The 18,951-nt window shown below is 67.7% G+C and carries 17 protein-coding genes and 1 tRNA gene; 11 read left to right on the forward strand and 7 right to left on the reverse strand.

What is annotated here, in order from left to right; all coding sequences use genetic code 11:
• The first annotated feature begins 73 nt into the window (after positions 1-73).
• Both H521_RS0115945 and H521_RS23820 read left to right on the forward strand, forming a co-directional pair.
• Entirely contained in the window at positions 74-742 is a 669-nt protein-coding gene (locus tag H521_RS0115945) for a glycosyltransferase (protein ID WP_169514003.1), read from the forward strand.
• Complete coding sequence (locus H521_RS23820; protein ID WP_022894020.1) at positions 742-2,211, forward strand: lipopolysaccharide biosynthesis protein; 1,470 nt, start codon at positions 742-744, stop codon at positions 2,209-2,211. The genes H521_RS0115945 and H521_RS23820 overlap by 1 nt, the downstream gene beginning before the upstream one ends.
• Here the strand turns inward: H521_RS23820 and H521_RS0115955 are convergent.
• Together H521_RS0115955 and H521_RS26120 are read right to left on the reverse strand one after the other, a co-directional pair.
• A complete protein-coding gene (locus tag H521_RS0115955; RefSeq protein WP_084512498.1) occupies positions 2,193-3,491 on the reverse strand; it encodes a polysaccharide pyruvyl transferase family protein in 1,299 nt (432 codons plus the stop codon). The genes H521_RS23820 and H521_RS0115955 overlap by 19 nt on opposite strands.
• Positions 3,492-3,698: 207 nt before the next feature.
• A complete protein-coding gene (locus H521_RS26120) occupies positions 3,699-3,956 on the reverse strand; it encodes a hypothetical protein (protein ID WP_169514006.1) in 258 nt (85 codons plus the stop codon).
• Here H521_RS26120 and H521_RS23825 point away from each other — a divergent pair.
• The 3 genes from H521_RS23825 to H521_RS0115970 all read left to right on the forward strand — a co-directional run bounded on the left by H521_RS23825 (position 3,945) and on the right by H521_RS0115970 (position 7,320).
• Positions 3,945-5,525, forward strand: a complete 1,581-nt coding sequence (locus tag H521_RS23825; protein WP_169514007.1) for a DUF4012 domain-containing protein — start codon at positions 3,945-3,947, stop codon at positions 5,523-5,525. The two genes, H521_RS26120 and H521_RS23825, sit on opposite strands and share 12 nt — an antisense overlap.
• Before the next feature lie 93 nt (positions 5,526-5,618).
• Positions 5,619-6,110 (forward strand): hypothetical protein, encoded by a 492-nt coding sequence (locus tag H521_RS0115965; protein ID WP_022894023.1) that lies wholly within the window; start codon positions 5,619-5,621, stop codon positions 6,108-6,110.
• Positions 6,111-6,222: 112 nt separating this feature from the next.
• Positions 6,223-7,320, forward strand: a complete 1,098-nt coding sequence (locus tag H521_RS0115970; RefSeq protein WP_022894024.1) for a heparan-alpha-glucosaminide N-acetyltransferase domain-containing protein — start codon at positions 6,223-6,225, stop codon at positions 7,318-7,320.
• Here H521_RS0115970 and H521_RS23830 read toward each other — a convergent pair.
• Positions 7,288-7,794: a VanZ family protein gene (locus H521_RS23830; RefSeq protein ID WP_022894025.1), complete on the reverse strand. Its 507-nt coding sequence runs from the start codon at positions 7,792-7,794 to the stop codon at positions 7,288-7,290. The two genes, H521_RS0115970 and H521_RS23830, sit on opposite strands and share 33 nt — an antisense overlap.
• Before the next feature lie 99 nt (positions 7,795-7,893).
• On the opposite strand from H521_RS23830, the gene H521_RS0115980 reads away from it, so the two are divergent.
• Positions 7,894-9,204 carry a UDP-glucose dehydrogenase family protein gene (locus H521_RS0115980; protein WP_022894026.1) on the forward strand — a complete coding sequence of 437 codons (1,311 nt, stop codon included), beginning with the start codon at positions 7,894-7,896 and terminating at the stop codon, positions 9,202-9,204.
• Between the two features lie 45 nt (positions 9,205-9,249).
• On the opposite strand, the gene H521_RS0115985 is transcribed toward H521_RS0115980, so the two are convergent.
• The 3 genes from H521_RS0115985 to H521_RS23835 all read right to left on the reverse strand — a co-directional run bounded on the left by H521_RS0115985 (position 9,250) and on the right by H521_RS23835 (position 13,024).
• A tRNA-Pro gene (locus H521_RS0115985) sits at positions 9,250-9,323 on the reverse strand.
• Between the two features lie 79 nt (positions 9,324-9,402).
• Positions 9,403-10,374: a metallophosphoesterase gene (locus tag H521_RS0115990; protein WP_022894027.1), complete on the reverse strand. Its 972-nt coding sequence runs from the start codon at positions 10,372-10,374 to the stop codon at positions 9,403-9,405.
• Positions 10,375-10,384: 10 nt separating this feature from the next.
• Complete coding sequence (locus H521_RS23835) at positions 10,385-13,024, reverse strand: transglycosylase domain-containing protein (protein WP_022894028.1); 2,640 nt, start codon at positions 13,022-13,024, stop codon at positions 10,385-10,387.
• A 185-nt stretch (positions 13,025-13,209) separates the two neighbouring features.
• On the opposite strand from H521_RS23835, the gene sp36 reads away from it, so the two are divergent.
• A complete protein-coding gene (sp36, locus tag H521_RS0116000) occupies positions 13,210-13,437 on the forward strand; it encodes a Sp36 family protein (RefSeq protein ID WP_022894029.1) in 228 nt (75 codons plus the stop codon).
• The gene (locus H521_RS0116005) at positions 13,437-13,907 is read left to right on the forward strand and encodes a RidA family protein (protein WP_022894030.1); all 471 of its coding nucleotides are present in this window, start codon (positions 13,437-13,439) and stop codon (positions 13,905-13,907) included. Before sp36 ends, H521_RS0116005 begins: the two co-directional genes overlap by 1 nt.
• A gap of 80 nt (positions 13,908-13,987) precedes the next feature.
• Here H521_RS0116005 and acs read toward each other — a convergent pair whose 3' ends face one another.
• Positions 13,988-15,940, reverse strand: a complete 1,953-nt coding sequence (acs, locus tag H521_RS0116010) for an acetate--CoA ligase (protein ID WP_022894031.1) — start codon at positions 15,938-15,940, stop codon at positions 13,988-13,990.
• Between the two features lie 551 nt (positions 15,941-16,491).
• Between acs and H521_RS23840 the strand changes: the two genes are divergently transcribed.
• The 3 genes from H521_RS23840 (at position 16,492) to H521_RS26610 (ending at position 18,936) form a co-directional block, all read left to right on the forward strand.
• Positions 16,492-17,625, forward strand: a complete 1,134-nt coding sequence (locus H521_RS23840; RefSeq protein WP_084512532.1) for a TadA family conjugal transfer-associated ATPase — start codon at positions 16,492-16,494, stop codon at positions 17,623-17,625.
• A gap of 8 nt (positions 17,626-17,633) precedes the next feature.
• Positions 17,634-18,626 carry a type II secretion system F family protein gene (locus H521_RS0116020; RefSeq protein WP_022894033.1) on the forward strand — a complete coding sequence of 331 codons (993 nt, stop codon included), beginning with the start codon at positions 17,634-17,636 and terminating at the stop codon, positions 18,624-18,626.
• A 61-nt stretch (positions 18,627-18,687) separates the two neighbouring features.
• Complete coding sequence (locus H521_RS26610; RefSeq protein WP_022894034.1) at positions 18,688-18,936, forward strand: DUF4244 domain-containing protein; 249 nt, start codon at positions 18,688-18,690, stop codon at positions 18,934-18,936.
• The last annotated feature ends 15 nt before the right edge of the window (positions 18,937-18,951 follow it).

Raw genomic sequence — 18,951 nt, forward strand, 5'->3', positions numbered from 1 at the left:
GCCGATCGTTCGCACCGCGCACAACAGAGAGCCGCACGAGAGCGGTTCGGCACGCGAGCACCGACTCATCGCCATGATCGACGAGCGCACGATGTTGTGGATACGTCTGAATCCCACGACGGAGGTTGCTCCAGGCGCAAGCTCCATCGATATTCCTCACGGTCATTATCGAGAGGTGTACTCCGGTGAAGATCACCCACCGGTCGCGGGCCGCATACTGCAATTCGGGCTTCTGCGCCCGTACAAGGGCGTCGAGACGCTGATCTCCGCGTTCCAACTGCTTCACGAGCCTTCGGCGAGCCTGCGACTCGTCGGCCGGCCCTACACCGCCGAATATGGTGCTCGGATCCGAGACCTCTGCGCAGAGACGGCGGCCATCTCATTGAAGCTCGAGTTCGTCCCCGACAGCGAGCTCGCTGAGGAGGTCCGCCGGGCAGAACTGGTCGTCCTTCCGTACACCGAGATGCACAACTCCGGCGCGATCCTCGTCGCGCTCTCGCTCGCCCGACCGGTGCTCGCCCCGAGAACGCGCGCGAACGAGATGTTGGCCGAAGAAGTGGGAGCGGGGTGGATCGAACTCTTCGACGGCGTGCTGGAACGCAGCGACATCGAGTCAGCGCTCCGGGCGATACGGTCGAGCGAGCGCGGCCGGGCCCCCGATCTCTCGTCGCGCGACTGGTCGGTCGTCGGGCAGCGGCATCGCGACGCCTACCTGCGGGCGCTCGACCGACGGGATACCTGATGGCCGAGCCGCTCGCTTCGCTTGCCGCCAAAGGGGCCGTTGTGACGTTGGCCGGACAGATCACACGCTTGATCGTCCAACTCGCCGGCATCGCGATCCTCGCTCGGCTGCTGCTGCCAGAAGATTTCGGTCTCGTCGTGATGGTTGCAGCCGTCATCGGCTTCGGGGAACTCGTTCGCGATTTCGGGCTCTCCAACGCTGCCATCCAGACTCCGCACCTGTCGCGGCAGCAACGCGATTCCCTCTTCTGGATCAATCTCGGGATCGGGGCCCTGCTGGCGGTCGCGACTGCAGCGGCAGCGCCACTGATCGCGGGACTGTACGGCGACGAGCGTCTCGTCGCCGTGACCAGAGCGCTTGCGGTCATCTTCGTGCTGAACGGCCTGGCCACGCAGCATCGAGCAGGTCTTGCGCGTTCTCTGAAGTTCACTGCACTCGCCGTCATCGATGCCGTGACCCCCTTGCTCGGATTGGGCGTCGCCATCACCACGGCGTATCTCGGATGGGCGTACTGGGCGTTGGTCGCACAACAGGTCACGATCGCCGCGGTCGGGGCGGTGTCCGTCATCGCCATCGGCCGATGGTGGCCGGGTCTTCCACGAAGGACCACCGGACTGATGCCGCTCCTCAAATACGGGATGAATCTCCTCGGCGCCCAGATGATCGCCTATCTCGGTCGGAACGCGGACTCGGTCGTGATCGGCGTGCGACTCGGCGCGCAGCCGCTCGGCTATTACGACCGCGCGTTCCAGTTGGTCATGGCGCCGCTCAACCAGATCCAGGCGCCGGCATCGAAGGTCGCCGTACCGGTGTTGTCGAGACTTCAGGGCGAGCAGGAGCGTTTCCGCTCATTCCTCCTGCTCGGTCAATCGATCCTCGTGCACACGCTCATGCCCGCATTCCTCATCGCGGCGGCGCTCGCCGCACCACTCGTGAGCCTGGTGCTCGGGCCGGCGTGGGCGGCGAGCATACCGGTGGTCCAGATCCTCGCGGTGGCCGCGGCAGTCCGTATAGCGGGGTACGCGACGTTCTGGGTCGGCCTCTCGAAGGGATTCACGAGAGTGTCGTTGTACGTGGCGTTGATCAGCACGCCACTGCTCATCGTCGCCGTCCTGGTGGGTTCGGCCGCCGGCATCGTGGGAGTCGCAATCGGGTTCGCGGTCGTCAACGTGGTGATGTGGCCCGTGGGCATCTACATCTACGGTCGGCTCGCTGCAGCGCCGGCAGCGGCGCTGTTCAAGAACGGTTCCGTCGCTCTGGCCGGCTACGGAGCGCCGGCGCTTGCGGCATTCGGCCTCGTGACGGCGGTTGAATCGTCATTCGCCGATTGGGTCCTGCTCGCCGGTGGCCTCGGTGTGTACGGGGTGTTCCTGACCATCGCGATGGTGTGCTGGCCGCAACTCCGAGGTGATGCGCGGCGGGTCATCCGAAGCGGTCGACATCTCAGGCGCTACGTCGAGCGCAGTTGAGGAATGTTGAGCCGTGCGAGCTCGATGGCATGCGGAACGTTCCGATCCAGCGTGGCGCGAGCAGAGGTATCGGCGATCAACTCCGTCAAGCGGCTCCCGAGATCGTCGACGAGACTGCCTCCCGGGTTGATCCAGTAGTCGATGCCGATGAGGGCGTAGAGGCCCGAAACCTTGTCTTGATAGGACAAGGAGAGAGCCGGGGTGCGAGCAACCGAACAGAGGATCGCGAAGTGCATGCGACCGGTGACCGCGACATCGGCGAGCGCAGCCGCGCGAACGATTTCGGCCGGCGCGAGCAGCGAAGGTTGGCGGAAGAGATGTGGCGAAGGCCCCGTCTGAAGAAACAGTCGCTCCTCGTACGTCAGGTCGTTGGTGACGCCCGACGTGTCATGCGGAATGAGCGCGAATGACACACCCGCTGCGAGCCCGTTCGAGAGCACATCGAGATACGCGCGGAACTGATCGGGGAACCAACGCTCCAGATACGGATTGGCGTTCATAAGAACGACGACTCGCCCTGATCTTCGTTCCGCGGCGATCCACTGCTCGAGATCGGTTTCACCGGAGTTCGGGACGGTGAGGAATGCGAGATCCGCCACGTTCACGGCACGCACCGCTCCATCGGCCACGATCCGCTCGAACGACGCTCGATCGCGGAGCAGGTAGTCCACGTGCGGCGAAGTTCGCCGCATCTCACGCAACGCGTGCTTGGTCGGGCTCCGGTTCCAGCTGAACCCGAGGATGCGAGCCGATGTTCCGACACCGGCGGCTTGGCGAGCGGTGCGGAACCGGCGCACCGAACTGGCATTGCTGTAGACGCCGTCCATGGTGTCGGCGCCGATGAACGAGACGCTGGCAGCAGACCGTGCCAGCCTCAGAAATACGAGCAGTTGCGGAAGGCGTCGAATGGGTGACCCGTACAGCAGGTTGGGGAGGAAGACGTATTCGATGTCGGTGTCAAGAACGAGAAGGTCGGATCGCCGCCGAGCAACGACGGTCACCGGTCCTGCGACGTTTCGCGCGAACGCGAGGTACATCGCCTCGTCACCGACGCTGCCGTTGCCTGGCCCGGCGACCAGAACGTGCCCTGCAACCCGACTCCGGCCCGATTTCGCCCGCGTGAAACGGATGACGACCGACTCGGCCACTCGCTCGAGCGACAGAACGGCATTTCGCAACCAAGTCCGCACGCTAACACCGTAGGGCCTCCCTGAAACGGGGTGCACCACTCGCCGCGGAGCGTCGCCATGGATTCGGATCCCGATATCGGGACCGTGCATCACCACCCACGGGCTACGCTACTGATCGTGACGCCGTCTTCCGGGGGTTGGGAGTCGTCGAGTCGGAACCATGGGGATGGGGCATCCGATCGACGCAGTGAATCGAGCCATTCGCGAGAGCCGCGTGCGTCGGCCTCGTCATCGACTCATCATCGTTCGCAACAGTCCGGTTCCGGTCGTTCGCACGGTTCGAGTTCGCGATCCGCTTCAGGGTCGGGGCGCTCCCGTCAGCATCATCGATCGAGCAAGACCCGTCGTGCCAAGCGTCGTCGGCGCATCATCGTCTGGTCCGCGATCGGAGCCGGCGCGCTGCTCCTCTTCGCGGTCGCGTGGGTCGGCATCCGGGCGCTCATCGCGAAGGGGGAGCTCGAGGCAGCCGTACCGCTCGCGAAGACCGCCCAGGCTCAGGTCGTCGGCGGCGACGCTGCGGCTGGGCAGGCTTCGGCCGAAGCGTTGGCCGGCCACGCGGCATCCGCCGCCGCACTGACGAGCGACCCGATCTGGCGCGGCGCCGAACTCGTGCCGTTCGTCGGGCCGAACCTCGAGGTGATGCGGGTCGTCGCGGCATCCGTCGATCTCATCGCCCGCGATGCCGTCGTGCCGCTCGCGACCGGCGCGGGCACGATGGACCTCGCGGCATTCGCACCGACCGGGGGCGCCGTGAACCTGCAGCCCATGCTCGACATGCAGCCCGCCATCCACGACGCCCGGGTCGCCTTCGATGGTGCCTCGACGGCACTCGAGGCTCACGCCGTCGCGAACGCACCGATCATCGCCCCACTCGCGGAAGCACGCGACGAACTCACGTCAATGGTCGTCGATGCCGGCGCGGCGGTGGCGGGCCTCGATCGTGCAGCGCGTCTGCTGCCCGCCATGCTCGGCGCGACAGGGCCACGCGACACGTTGCTGCTGTTCCAGAACAACGCCGAATTGCGCTCGACCGGCGGCATTTCCGGAGCGCTCGCGGTGGTGCATGCCGAAGGCGGCGCGGTCTCCATGACTCAGCAGGCCAGCTCACGCGACTTTCCGAAGTACACGCCGCCGGTCGTGCAACTGCCCATCGAGACGCGCGCACTCTGGGGCGACAACACGGCCAGCTACATCCAGGACGTCAACTTCACGCCGCAGTTCCCGCTCGCTGCAACGATCGCCCGCGAGATGTGGAAGCGGGAGTTCGGCACCGAGGTGCAGTCCGTCGTCGCCGTCGATCCCGTCATGCTGAGCTACCTGCTTCGTGCCACAGGTCCCGTGACCCTCGCCACGGGCGAGGTGCTCACGAGCGAGAACGCGGTGCAGTTCCTGCTGCGCGACGTCTACGAGCGATATCCTGCCGGGGCGCAGGATGCGATCTTCGCGGATGCTGCCGCAGCTGCGTTCGCCGCCCTCACCGCGGGAGGCATCGAGCCGAAGGTGCTCATCGAGGCGCTCGCCCAAGCGGGCGCCGAGCGTCGCATCCTGGTCTGGAACGCCGATGTCGCCGAGCAGGCGATCCTCGCCGACACCACGCTCGCGGGTGGGCTGCCCGTGAGCGATGCCGACCGGCAGACGTTCGGCGTCTACCTCAACGACATGACCGGTTCGAAGATGGACCCATACCTCGCCGTCGAGCTCGCCGCAGGCTCGGTCACCTGCCGCAACGACGGCCTGCCGAACTACGAGATCGTGGTGCGGTTGACGAACACTGCGCCCGCCGATGCCGCGACGAGCCTGCCCGCGTACGTCACGGGCGGCGGTCAGTTCGGCACACCGCCGGGTGCGATCGCGACGTCGGTGCACGTCTACAGCGCACAGGGCACCTACAACCTTGGCGTCATGCTCAATGGCGAGCCGACGGCCTACCACCCCACCTCTGACGCGGGCTACACGCTCAGCAAGATCGTCGCCGAACTCGGGCCCGGGGAAAGCGCCGAATATCGCTTTGGATTCCTCGGCGGGGGAGCAGGCGAGAAGCAGGCGGTCATCGAGTCCACACCACTCGTTTACACGCTCGAAACCTCCAGGGTCGCGCTGACCTGTGAATCTGCCCTATGGTGATTGGGTGTCACCTTTGGGGAGGTGGCACCTCTGGGGGAAATCCGAGCCAGCCTCCCGCAGGGTTCATGAAGCAATACTGGGGGTAACGCAATCATGATCCGAAAGATCTTGGCGACGGTGGCCATCGCGGCCATCGCGCTCGTCGCAGCACCGACCGCGGCTCAGGCGGCGGGCTACACCGGCCAGGGCACCAGCCTGACGCTCACCGTCGGCGAAGTCGGCACCATGACGTTCAGCGGGCTACCGGCCAGCACGCCGTCGACGGCCACTGCGCCCGACGCCGTCACCTTGGCGGTGCTCAAGGCGGCCAGCGCATCCAAGCCGACGGATGCGTCCGGCACCGTCTCGTACAACGTCTCGGCGAACGCACCCGGCACCTACACGATCACCGCGACGGCCGGGCAGTATGTCGCCACCGGAACCCTGACCGTCGTGCCCGCCGACTCGGCGACCAGCACCGGCATCGCCACGACCGGCTACGACGTACCGATGCTGTGGCTCTGGATCGCCGGCGGCGCATTGCTGCTCGGCGCGGCGCTCATCGTCGTGCTCAACACCGTGCGGCGCGCCAGAAATCAGGCCTGAACCTGCTGCGGCGCATCGTTGAGCAGCAGCCTCGCGGCACATCGATCGCGCCGTCGAGACCCGGATCGGCTGGTCCGGGTCTCAGTGCTGCCGCTGGAGCGAGTCGCCACCGATGGCGTTGACGACGACCTCGGCGCGCGTCATCGGCGTCGACACGGCGCGTGGGCTCGCGCTGATCGGCATGTTCGTCGCCCATGTGGCGCCCGTCGTCGCCGATCCGACAGGCGCGGCGCTGCTGGCGATCGCCGATGAACGGCCCCGCCTCCTGTTCGCCCTCACTGCCGGTGTCGGCCTCGGCTTCATGTCGGGCGGCATTCACCCGATCGACGAAGCCGGGCCGGCCCGCGGGGTGCTGCGGAGGCAGATCGCGATCCGTGCGATCGCGCTGATCGTGTTGGGCGTCACCATCGCGCTGACGCTGCACCCGCTCGTGTTCATCATCCTCGACGTCTACGGTGTCGCGTTCCTCCTCATGCTGCCGCTCCTGTTCCTGCCGCCGAGAGTCGCGCTCGGCGTCGGAGTCGGCCTGCTCGCAGTCATGCCGGCGATCGCCGAGATCGCGACCCGCACCGCGTTCGTCGCCGAGGTTCGTGCGACACCGTTCGGCATCATCGCCGACTGGTTCGTCGGCGGCGCCTACCCGGTGATCATCTGGGTGCCGGTGATGCTCATCGGGCTCGCACTCGCTCGCCTGGATCTCGGCTCCCCTCGAACCGTCGGCCTCACGGGACTGTTCGGAGCGGCGTCCGCCGCTCTTCTGCTGCCGCTCGCGGCGATACTGCCCTCGCCGCAGTCACTGCCGGATGCCACGTGGTCGGTCCCGCTGCGCGCTGCCCTCGAGACGGTCGCCAACGTGGGCGTCGGAGCAGCGGTGCTCGCCGTGCTGCTCTGGTTGACGGGCCTCGCATCGACAGGCGTTCGACGGGCCGCCACCGCGGTCGCATCGCCGGTCACGGCGATGGGTTCGATGCCCCTCAGCGTGTATACCGTGCACCTCGTCGTCATCGCGCTGGCCATCCGCACCGACCCCGCGACAGGCATGCCGACCGATGACTCGTGGGGCCTGCTCGTGGGGCTCATCGTCGGGTCGATGTTGTTCGCGTGGCTGTGGCGCAGGTTCGTCGGCCGCGGACCACTGGAGTGGGCGCTGCGAGTGCTGAGCGGACGATCCCGCCGCTCATCGGGCGCATCGACGGGAGACGTCGTGTGACCGAGTGCCGCCGGCGATCGCGAACACGATGGCGACACCGACTGCGACGCCGAGCGTGTTGGCGATGACGTCGGACGCGGTGGCCACCCGGGAGGGGATCGCGAGCTGCACGAGTTCGATGAACGCACTGGCGAGGAACCCGGCAACGACGATCCACCACGACCGCACTCGGTCGAATGCCAGTCTCACCAGCATGCCGAGCGGAATGAATAACGCGATGTTCGCCACGAACTCGAGGACGACTGCGGCGGGGCGCCGTGGCACGCCCCACGACGCGAGCAGGTCGGCGGCCCACCAGACGAACCCCGTGACCCGGGCGGCGTCCTGCGCCGGGGAGAAGACGATGAGTGCCAGCAGTACCACGTACGGCACCAACAGCACCCGCGCGGTGCGGCGCAGACGATCGTGCGGCTGACTTCTCGGCTCGGTCGACGGCCTCGCGGCATCCGTCATCTGCTCGTCGTCCGACTCCATCCCGGCCATCTTAGGGCGACGCGATCCAAAGGTTGCGGGAGTGTGCCGGCGTGAGGTCGTACGAGAGAATGAGAATCCACCCCGAATGAAGGGCGTCCAATGCGCATCTCGGTCATCGGCTGCGGCTACCTCGGTGCGGTGCATGCTTCGGCCATGGCCGAGCTCGGCCACGACGTCATCGGCATCGACGTCGACGCGCGCAAGATCGCCGCGTTGCAGGCCGGTCGACCACCGTTCTACGAGCCGGGCCTGCCCGAGATCCTGAAATCGGCAACCGCGAGCGGCCGCTTGCGCTTCAGCACCGACATCGCGGATGCCGCGGGCGCCGAGGTGCACTTCGTCGCCGTCGGCACGCCACAGGCCGCCGACACATCCGCAGCCGACATCTCGTACGTGGATGCCGCGTTCAGGGGCCTGCTGCCGCATCTCGCCGAAGGCTCGCTCATCGTCGGCAAGAGCACCGTGCCTGTCGGCACGGCCGCTCGTCTCGCGGCGCTGCTCGCTGCAGCAGCACCGCAAGCGAGCCTTGCGTGGAACCCGGAGTTCCTGCGGGAGGGGTTCGCGGTGAAAGACACCCTCGAACCCGACCGGCTGGTCTACGGCGTCTCCGCTGATGACGACGGGCGTGCGGCATCCGTGCTCGACCACGTCTACCGAGCCGCGATCGAGGCAGGCACGCCGCGCATCGTCACGGACTACGCGACCTCCGAGCTCGTGAAGGCGGCAGCGAACGCGTTCCTCGCGACCAAGATCAGCTTCATCAACGCCATGTCCGAGATCGCCGACGTGACCGGAGCGGATGTCACGGCCCTCGCCGACGCGATCGGGCACGACGTGCGAATCGGGCGTCGTTTTCTCAATGCCGGCGTCGGGTTCGGCGGTGGCTGCCTGCCGAAGGACATCCGCGCGTTCACGGCACGCGCCGAAGAGCTGGGTCGCGGCGACGCCGTCGCCTTTCTCAAAGAGGTCGACACGATCAACCTGCGCCAGCGCCAGCGCGTCGTCGACCTCGCGGTGGCGGCGCTCGGCGGCTCGGTGCACCGCAAGAAGATCGCCGTGCTCGGCGTCACATTCAAGCCCGAGTCCGACGATGTGCGCGACTCGCCGGCGCTCGACGTCGCGGTGCTGCTGAAAGGGCTCGGCGCCGACGTCGTCGCGACCGACCCGCAGGGTGTCGAGAACGCGCGCGAGCGGCATCCGCAGCTCGAATACGCCACGGCTGCACGTGACGCGCTCGCCGGAGCCGAACTCGTCGTGCTCGTCACCGAGTGGCGCGAGTACCGCTCGCTCGACCCGGCCGACGTCGGCCGACTCGTCGCGAGCCGGCGCATCATCGACGGGCGCAACGTGCTCGACCCCTCGGTCTGGCGAGCCGCCGGTTGGGAGTACCGCGGTCTCGGTCGCCCGTAGGCGAAATGCAAGAACCCCCTCCGTGAGGAGGGGGTTCTGACCCGGTCGGGGTGACAGGATTTGAACCTGCGACCTCGTCGTCCCGAACGACGCGCGCTACCAAGCTGCGCCACACCCCGGGTCGGCCCTTGCGGGCCTCAACAAGAATAGCCGATAAATGCGCGTCGCCCGACCAACGTGCGACGCCCTGTTCGGTGTCTATTCGGTGGGCACGAGCGTCAACAGCGTCGCTTCGGGCGGGCACGCGAACCGCACAGGGGCGTAGATCGAGGTGCCGAGCCCGGCAGAGACGTTGAGGAAGGCGGCACGGAATCCGTGATGCCAGACGCTGAGACCCTTGACCTGATCGCGGGGGATGTCGCAGTTGGTGACGAGGGCACCGAACCCGGGTACGCAGACCTGGCCGCCGTGCGTGTGCCCGGCGAGCAGGAGTTGCGCTCCATGGTTCACGAACGAGTTCAGCACCCGTTGGTACGGCGCGTGCGTCACGCCGACGGTCACCGTCGGTCGAGCTTCGGATGCCGCGTCGGGCCAGGTCTCGTCGCCGAGCGGGTCGTCGGCGCGCAGTTCGTCGATCGCGGCGGTGATCAGGTCGAGTCTGTCGTAGCCCTTATGGGGGTCGTCGACGCCGAAGAACTCGAAGTGCGTACCCCGGATGTCGAGGGCGGCGGCGGTGTTGTCGAGGTCATGCCAGCCGAGCTCATCGAAGAAGGCGTGCAGCTCGGCGATGTCGAGCGGCTTCGCCCGTGGACCGTATCGGGACGGACCGGTGAAGTACGCGAGCGGATTCTTCACCACCGGTCCGAAGTAGTCGTTCGACCCGTTGACGAACACCCCGGGCACCCCGCGGAAGGGTTCGAGTGCATGCCGAATGCCCTCGATGCCGCGCTCGTGGCCGAGGTTGTCGCCGGTGTCGACGATCAGGTCGGGCTTCAGGCCGGCGAGACTCCGGACCCACTGCTGCTTGTCGCGCTGCCACGGCGCCATGTGCAGGTCGGAGAGATGGAGCACGCGGATCGGCGCCGACCCCGGCGGGAGCACAGGCACCTCGGCCTGCCTGAGCGTCCAGCGTGTGCGCTCGACGAGGCTGCCCCACGCGAATGCCGCGGCACCGGCGGCGGCGATCGCGATGGCGATCGCCGCAACCGGCGAAGTGCGAGGCTTCGTCACCGTTCGCCGACTAGTCGTCGGCGGGCGCATTGCCGCCCGCGGCGAGCTTGCCAACGCTGATCGTGACCTGATCACCCGGCTTGGCTGCGCCGCCCCCGGCGGGGTTCTGCGAGATGACGACGTTGACCTTGGTCGGGTCGGTCGTGTTCTCGTTCTGACGCTGCACTCTGAAACCGGCCTGTTTGAGCGCGGCATCGGCCTGATCGCCGGTCATGCCGACGACGTTCGGCACGCCGACCATCGATCCGTTGCTCGTGAAGACCCGGATGGTGGAGCCCTTGCCGGCCTGACCCGAAGGGTCGGTTCCGGTCACCGTGCCCGCCGGCAGGTTGGAGTCCTGAGGTCCGCCGTCTTCGAAGACGAATCCGGCCGCTTCGATCGCCTGCTTCGCGGCGTCGAGGCTGAGCCCGGCGACCTGGGGGATGTCGGCGAGCACTTGCTTGAACGCGCTCTGGTCGGGCTCGGGGAACTCGTCGCCGCCGTACTTGTTGTCGGCGACCGTCATGATCTGCTTCCACATGCGGTGACGCGCAGTGGCGACGGGGCCGCTGTCCCAGTCGTCGAGTTGGCGCTGATTCGCCGTGCCCGTGACGCTGCCGACCCAGACTGCTGTCGCGACGCGGGTTGATGCGCCGTTCATCCAGGTGTCCTTGTTCTCGTCGGTGGTGCCGGTCTTGCCGATGTGCGGCACACCCGTGCCGGTGCCCGACGCGCTCGCCGTGCCGCTGAACGTCTGCTCCATGGCGTACGCCATCGCGTGAGCGACCTCGGGGGTGACCGACTGCGGGCACTCCGTCTTGGGAACTTCTTTGTCGGCGCCCTTGCTGTCGACGATGCGCGCGATCGCGATGGGGGAACACGTCGCACCGTTGTTGGCGACTCCGGCGAAGGCGGCCACCATGCTCAGCGGCGCGACCTCTTCGGTGCCGAGGATGGCGCTGGGGCCGAAGACATCGTCTGGCGTCGCCTGGCGGGTGCCATCGGCGTTGAAGAGCGGAGCGCCCGTCTCTTTGTCATAGGCAGGCTTCTGGCCCAGGTCGAGGCCGTCGGCCCGACGAACACCGAACGCCTGCGCGGCGTCTTTGATCTTGCAGAGATCGAGTTGCTGCCCCATTGCGACGAAGGCGGTGTTCACGGAGTACTTCGTGGCATCCACCGCATTGTTCGCGCCGCGGCCGTCATCGTTCTTCGGGTCGTAGGCGCCATTCCAGCCGCCGTAGCACGCAGCCGGGAACGACGTGAAGTTGCGTCGTGAACCGTTGAACGTCTCGCGGAGCGAGTGTCCTTCGTTCAGCCACTCCGCGAGCGTGAACACCTTGAACGTCGAGCCGGGCTGGAAGCCGAGGGATCCACCGTGCTCGTAGTCGGTGCTGTAGTTGATCGAGCTGTAGTCGCCGGCGCTCGCGGCGATGACGTCGGGATCCTGCGTGTAGTTCTTGTTCTGCGCCATCGCGAGGATCTTGCCGGTGCCGACTTCCATGCTCACCGCGACCGAGCCGACGTCGAAGCGCGGGTCGGCGAACGGCACGTTCTCACGCATGGTCGCCTCTGCCTCGTTCTGCAGCTCGAGGTCGAGCGTCGTGTAGATGTCGAGCCCGCCCTTCTGCAGCAGGCGGGCGCCCTCGTTGACGTCGGGCGTGGCCGGGTCGTCGTACTTGTCTTTGATGACCCACGTCACGTAATCGCAGAAGAAGGCCGAACCGCCGGCGGTCTGGCAACCGGTGCTCGGTTCCTTGATCACCGGGGCGACGGGAGTCGCGATCGCCACGTCGTACTGCTCTTGCGTGATCTTCTTGAGCTTCAACATCTCGGTGAGGATGTAGTCGCGTCGCTCTTTATTCGCGGCGTAGGGCACCGGTTCGCCCTTGTCGTTGACGGTCGCCGCTCCGTTCTTCTCGTTCTCGGGGTAATCGAGGCGGAACTTCTCGGGGTTGTTGACGATCGCGATGAGGCTCGCGGCCTGCTCCACAGTCAGGTTGGCAGCGGACGTGTCGTTGAAGTAGTACCGAGCAGCGGATTCGATGCCGTACACCCGTCCGCCGAAGTGCGCGATGTTCAGGTAGCTGCGGAGGATGTCGTCTTTCGGGTACTTCTTCTCGATCGAGATCGCGTATCGCATCTCTTTCAGCTTGCGATCGATCGTCGTCTCGGTCGCGGCCTCGTAGGCGGCCTCTTCTTCTTCGGGCGTCGTCGCCTCGGAGATGCCGTCTTGGATCAGTACGTTCTTGACGTACTGCTGCGTGATCGACGAGCCACCCTGCGTGTTGCCCTTCAACACGGTGTTGAGCGCACCGCGCACGGTGCCCTGCACATCGATGCCGCCGTGCTCGTAGAACCGGGGGTCCTCACCGGCGACCGCGGCGTCTTTCACGAACTGAGAGATCGCCTCCCACGGCACTTCTTCACGGTTCTGGTCGTAGAACGACGCCAGCGGGTACGGGGAGCCATCGGGTGCCGTCGCGTACACGGTCGACTTCTGCGCGAGGTCGTCGATCTCGAGGTACCCGGGCAGGTTCTCGAACATCGAGATGCTGTTGTTCGCGGCCATGCCGGTGACGGCGAGGGCCGGAGTCACGGCGGCCGTGACGAGCACGCCGGCGAGAGCACTCATGCCGACGAAGCCGAGGATTCCGGCGCCGACGTCGCTCATCGTACGTTTTTGGGCAGACATATAGTGGAGCTTAACGGAGAAGGCTGACAAATCCCGCTATGCAGGCCGTCGGCCGTTTCGTGGCGCAGGCGCGCCGATCCTCGTGGATCTCGCGCCCATTCGACCTCGCCGCAACGCGTGAACCACTTGACGCGACTGAGCGACCCACAGAGAGACGAGAACCCATGACGACCTGGGAATACATCACCACCCCGCTGCTGATCCACAACACGGCCGCGATCCTGAACAACTGGGGCTCGGAAGGGTGGGAGCTCGTGCAGATCGTGCAGGGCCCCGAGGGCGGGCTCGTCGCCTACCTGAAGCGCCGCACCGGCGGCGAGTCGTCGGCCGCGGCATCCGCGGGCGCAGCGGCGGCCGCACAGGCCGCCAAGCAGTTCGAGGGCGAAGCCTGATGGCCGCCTTCGAGGCGCGACTCGCCGAACTCGGCATCGTCCTGCCCGACGTCGCACCGCCCGTCGCCGCGTACGTGCCTGCTGTCGTCACCGGCACCCACGTCTACACCTCGGGTCAGCTGCCCTTCACCGCGGGCACGCTGCCCGCGACCGGCAAGGTCGGCGACGGCCACGGGCTCGTGCCCGCCGACGACGCGAAGGCGTATGCCCGCACGTGCGTGCTCAACGCCCTCGCAGCGGTGCGGGCGGAGATCGGCTCGATCGACCGGGTCACCCGCATCGTGAAGCTCGTCGGCTTCGTGGCGTCCGACCCGTCGTTCTCGGGCCAGCCCGGCGTCATCAACGGCGCATCCGAGGTGCTCGGCGAGATCTTCGGCGATGCGGGCCGCCACGCCCGCTCCGCGGTCGGCGTCGCCGTGCTGCCGCTCGACTCGCCAGTCGAGCTCGAACTGGTGGTCGAGTTCGCCTAGTCGAACTTCACCACGAACGACGGATGCCGCGTCGGGAGCGATCCCGACGCGGCATCCGTCGTCTCAGGGCTGGTGGCGCCCTACTTCACCTGTTCGCTGATGACCTGCATGATCGAAGTGTCGGCCAGCGTCGTCGTGTCGCCGATCTCGCGGCCCTCTGCGAGGTCGCGCAGGAGCCGGCGCATGATCTTGCCCGAGCGCGTCTTCGGCAGCTCGTTGACGATGAACACCTGACGGGGTCGGGCGATCGCGCCGATCTGCTGGGCGACGTGCTTGCGCAGCTCGTCGCTCGCCGCCGCGATGTCGGTCACCTGGTCGGCCTGGCTGGCCTTCAGGATCACGAATGCGACGACGGCCTGGCCGGTCGCCTCGTCGGAGGCGCCGACGACCGCGGCCTCGGCCGTCCACGGGTGGGCGACGAGCGAGGACTCGATCTCGGCGGTCGAGAGCCGGTGGCCCGAGACGTTCATGACGTCGTCGACCCGGCCGAGCAGCCAGATGTCGCCGTCTTCGTCGCGGCGCGCGCCGTCGCCGGCGAAGTACTTGTCGCCGAACTTCTCCCAGTACGTCTCCTTGAACCGCTCGGGGTCGCCCCAGATGCCGCGCAGCATCGACGGCCACGGCTCGGTGATCGTGAGGAGGCCGCCGCCCTCTCCTTCGATCGGAGTGCCCTCGTCGTCGACGATGTCGATCGAGATGCCGGGAATCGCGACTTGCGCCGAGCCGGGCTTGAGGTCGGTGATGCCGGGCAGCGCCGAGATCATGATCGCCCCGGTCTCGGTCTGCCACCAGGTGTCGACCACCGGGATCGAGCCGCCGCCGATGACGTGGCGGTACCAGATCCATGCCTCGGGGTTGATCGGCTCGCCGACCGAGCCGAGCAGGCGGAGCGATCGCACGTTGAAGTCGCGCACGACGTCGCGGCCCTGCTTCATGAAGGAGCGGATCGCAGTCGGTGCCGTGTAGAGGATCGAGACCTTGTACTTCTCGATGATCTCCCACCAGCGCCCCGCGTGCGGCGTGTCGGGAGTGCCCTCGTAGAGCACCTGCGTGGCGCCGTTCGCGAGGGGCCCGTAGACGACGTAGGAGTGGCCGGTGATCCAGCCGACGTCGGCCGTGCACCAGTACACATCGCGCTCGGGGTGCAGGTCGAACACGTTCTTGTGGGTGAACGCGGTCTGCGTGAGGTAGCCGCCCGAGGTGTGCAGGATGCCCTTGGGATTGCCGGTGGTGCCCGAGGTGTAGAGGATGAAGAGCGGGTGCTCGGCGTTGAATGCCTGCGCCGCGTGCTCGGCACCGACGGCGGCGAGCTGCTCGCTCCACCAGACGTCGCGCCCTTCGGTCCACGCGACGTCGCCGCCCGTGCGGTTGACGACGAGCACCGAGCGCACGGTCGTCTCAGCGGCCTCGATGGCCTCGTCGACGGTGGGCTTCAGCGGGAACGCCTTGCCCTTGCGATAGCCGCCGTCGGCCGTGATGACGACCTCGGCCTGGGCGTCGTCGATGCGGGACTGCAGGCTCTTCGACGAGAAACCGCCGAACACGACCGAGTGCACGGCGCCAATGCGAGCGCAGGCGAGCATCGCGATGACGGCTTCGGGGATCATCGGCAGGTAGATGGCGACGCGGTCGCCGGCCTGCACGCCCAGCGCGATCAGGGCGTTCGCCGCCCGCTTGACCTCGGCGGTGAGCTCGGCGTACGTGATCGAGCGGCTGTCGCCGGGCTCACCCTCGAAGTGGAGGGCGACGCGGTCGCCGAGACCGGCCTCGACGTGACGGTCGAGGCAGTTGTAGGCGACGTTGAGCTCGCCGTCGTGGAACCACTTGGCGAACGGCGGGTTCGACCAGTCGAGGGTCTGCGTGAACGGCGTGCTCCAGGTGAGCAGGTCGCGGGCCTGGTCGGCCCAGAATCCGAGCCGGTCGGCCGCGGCGTCCTCGTAGAGGCGCTCGTCGGCGACGGCTTGGGCGGCGAACTCGGGACTCGGGCGGAATCGCCGGATCTCCTCGAGCGCGTGATCGATCTGAACGGTCATGGTTCTTCAGTCGCTCCTTCGCGAGTGTTCTTCGGATGGGTCGCCTGCCCCACGCAGCACACTACCGGCCGCTCGAAGCGCACGTGGAATCGCATCGTCGCGGGGCGTCGCAAGGCGTTCTCCGGCATGTTCGAAAACGGCTTCCTGTGTGCAAGCGCAGAGATTTCTGTATGTCGGCACAAATGAGGACAGAAAATGCTTGCGCATCCTTCTACAAGCCGTATGCTGATTACCGCCCGAACACTCGTTTCGAGGCCTGCAGCGCTCGTGATTCCCCCCAATCCTTGCGCTGCCGAGGCGGCACCTGTTCCCCCCAATGGGTGCCGCCCCCTTTCGTTAAAGGGTTGCTGAGCAATCAGCAACCTCGGGCCGAGTCCTCCTCCACAACGGTGTGGGGGAGGACTTTTCCGTTTCGGGCGCACGGTCCTTTTCCGCACGCCGCTTCCGTCGTCTCGAGCCGAGTTCTCCTCCACAGGCGTTCGGCGGCGCCGCTTGTCCAGAGCTGTGGCGAACGGATGCTTCGGGCCGCCACCGATTCCTACGCTCGCCTCATGTCTCTTCCCTTCGTGGCGTCTCCCTCCTGGCAGCGCGAGCCGTCGGTGTCGGCCGCGACCGTGCGAGCGTTCGCGCCGAGCTCGACTGATCCAGTCGGCGACGATCCGGCTTCGCAGTCCGACGCGGCTTCGGAGCGGAGGTCGGTCTCCGGAGACAACGTTTCACAGGGAGTCGAGCGATCGGCCGACCGCGGCACCCGCGCCCGCGGAATCGACCTCTCGCTGCTGGGCCCGCTCGAGGCGTTCGCGTCGGCGGGGCCGGTCACCGATCTCTTCGTCAACGGCGAGCGCGGCCTCTGGATCGATCGCGGCTCGGGTGCCGAGCACCAGCCGTCATGGACAGCAGACGAGTCCGAGGTGCGCGCCCTCGCCGTGCGCCTCATCGCGCGCGGCGGTCGGCACATCGACGAGGCGACGCCCGCGGTCGACGTGCGTCTGGGCCAGGGCATCCGAATTCATGCAGTGCTACCACCGGTGTCGACGACGGGCACGACCATCTCGGTGCGGGTGCCGAGGGCCGGCGGTTTCTCGCTCGCCGCGCTCGCGCGAGCGGGCATGATCGCTACCGCGCAGGAGTCGGAGCTGCGGTCTGCAGTTGCCTCGCGCAAGAACCTCCTCGTCACCGGAGCCGGCGGCACCGGCAAGACGACCCTGCTCGCCGCCTTGCTCGCCGAGGCGCCCGAGCACGAACGGCTCGTGATCATCGAAGACGTCGCCGAGCTCCAGGTCGAGCATCCGCATGTCGTCTCGCTCGAAGCGAGACAGGCGAACCTCGAGGGCAGCGGGCGAGTCGGCCTCGATGCGCTGCTCCGCGAGGCGCTGCGCATGCGCCCCGATCGGCTCGTCGTGGGGGAGTGCCGGGGCGCCGAGCTCCGCGAACTCCTCGCCGCGCTCAACACCGGGCACGACGGCGGCGCCGGCACGCTGCACGCGAACTCGCTCGCCGACGTGCCTGCGCGGCTCGAGGCTCTCGGATCGATCGCGGGGCTGTCACCCGACGCGCTCGCCAGGCAGACGGTGAGCGCCTTCGACCTCGTGCTGCACCTCGAGCGGGTCGACGGTCGACGGCGGCTCGCGCAGATGGGTCGCTTCGAGCTGCGCGGCGACCGACTCATCGTCGAGGCGATATGAGGGGGCGGATGCCGCGGCCGCCACGGTTGTTCGAGGGGAGACGCCCGGCCGGCCTGCTCAGCCGGCGCCGCCGCCGTGACCTGGCCGGCGAGGTCGATGCGATCGCCGCCATCACCGAGCGCCTGGCGGTGCTGCTCTCGGCCGGGGTTCCCGCGTCGAGCGCGTGGAGTCACGTCGGTGCCGAGTCGGCGAGCGACGCCGACGCCGGGGTACTCGCGAGTGCGGCCGCAGCTGCCCAGAGCGGCGATCCCGTCGCGCCGGCCATCGCGGCGGCTCGGAGCGAGCGTTCCGAGTCGTCGGCCTCCTGGTCGGTGCTCGCTGCGGCGTGGGCGGTCGCGTCCGAGTCTGGAGCGCCACTTGCCGGCAGCCTCCGAACGTTCGCCGCCGTGCTCCGCGACGAGGCGCAGTTGCGCAGAGAGGTGCGTGCAGCACTCGCGGGCCCTGCAGCGAGCGCCCGGCTGGTCATGGCACTGCCCGCGATCGCGATGGTCTTCGGCGCCACGTTCGGGTTCGACACCCTCAACGTGCTGTTCGGCACTCCGATCGGCATCGCCTGCCTGGTGCTCGGTCTCACGTGCCTCGGCATCGGGCAGCGCTGGAATGCGGCACTCGCTGCGCGGGCCGCGCGCTCCCGCGCCGATGCCGGGCTCGAGCTCGAGCTGCTCGCGATCGCGATGTCGAGTGGAGTGTCGATCGAGCTCGCACGAGACCTGGCGCGTCGATCGATCGAGTCGCACGTGCCGCACGCGGGTGACGGAGCCGAGGTCGAAGCCGTGTTGGGGCTCGCGGCTCGCGCCGGTGCACCGGTCGCCGAACTCCTTCGCGCAGAGGCGTTCCGCCTGCGGCGGGCGGCCCGGTCGGCCGGTGCCGAACGTGCCGCGGCGCTCGGCGTTCGACTCATGGTTCCGCTCGGGCTGTGCGTGCTTCCGGCCTTCGTGCTCCTCGGGGTCGCTCCGCTCATGATCTCGGTCATCACCGGCACCCTCGGGGCACCGGCATGACCGCATTGACTCGTGCCACCCGAGCGCCGGCCGAGCGCCGGCTCCATAGGAAAGGAACACCATGCACGAACACGCTGACCTCCACGCCCGACGAGCCGGCGACCGACCCGACCGGCGCGATCGACGGCGTCGGCTTGCACGGCGATTCACCGCACGCATCGCCGGCGAACGTGGTGCGGCCACGGCCGAGTACGCGGTGGCCACGATGGCTGCGGTCGGGTTCGCGGGGCTGCTCGTCATCATCCTGCGCGGCGACGAGGTGCGCGGTATCCTCACCGACCTCGTGCGGAATGCGCTCACCGTCGGTTGACGGCGAGCGGGGCGG

It is taken from the genome of Agromyces subbeticus DSM 16689 (genome assembly GCF_000421565.1).
GTDB lineage: Bacteria > Actinomycetota > Actinomycetes > Actinomycetales > Microbacteriaceae > Agromyces > Agromyces subbeticus.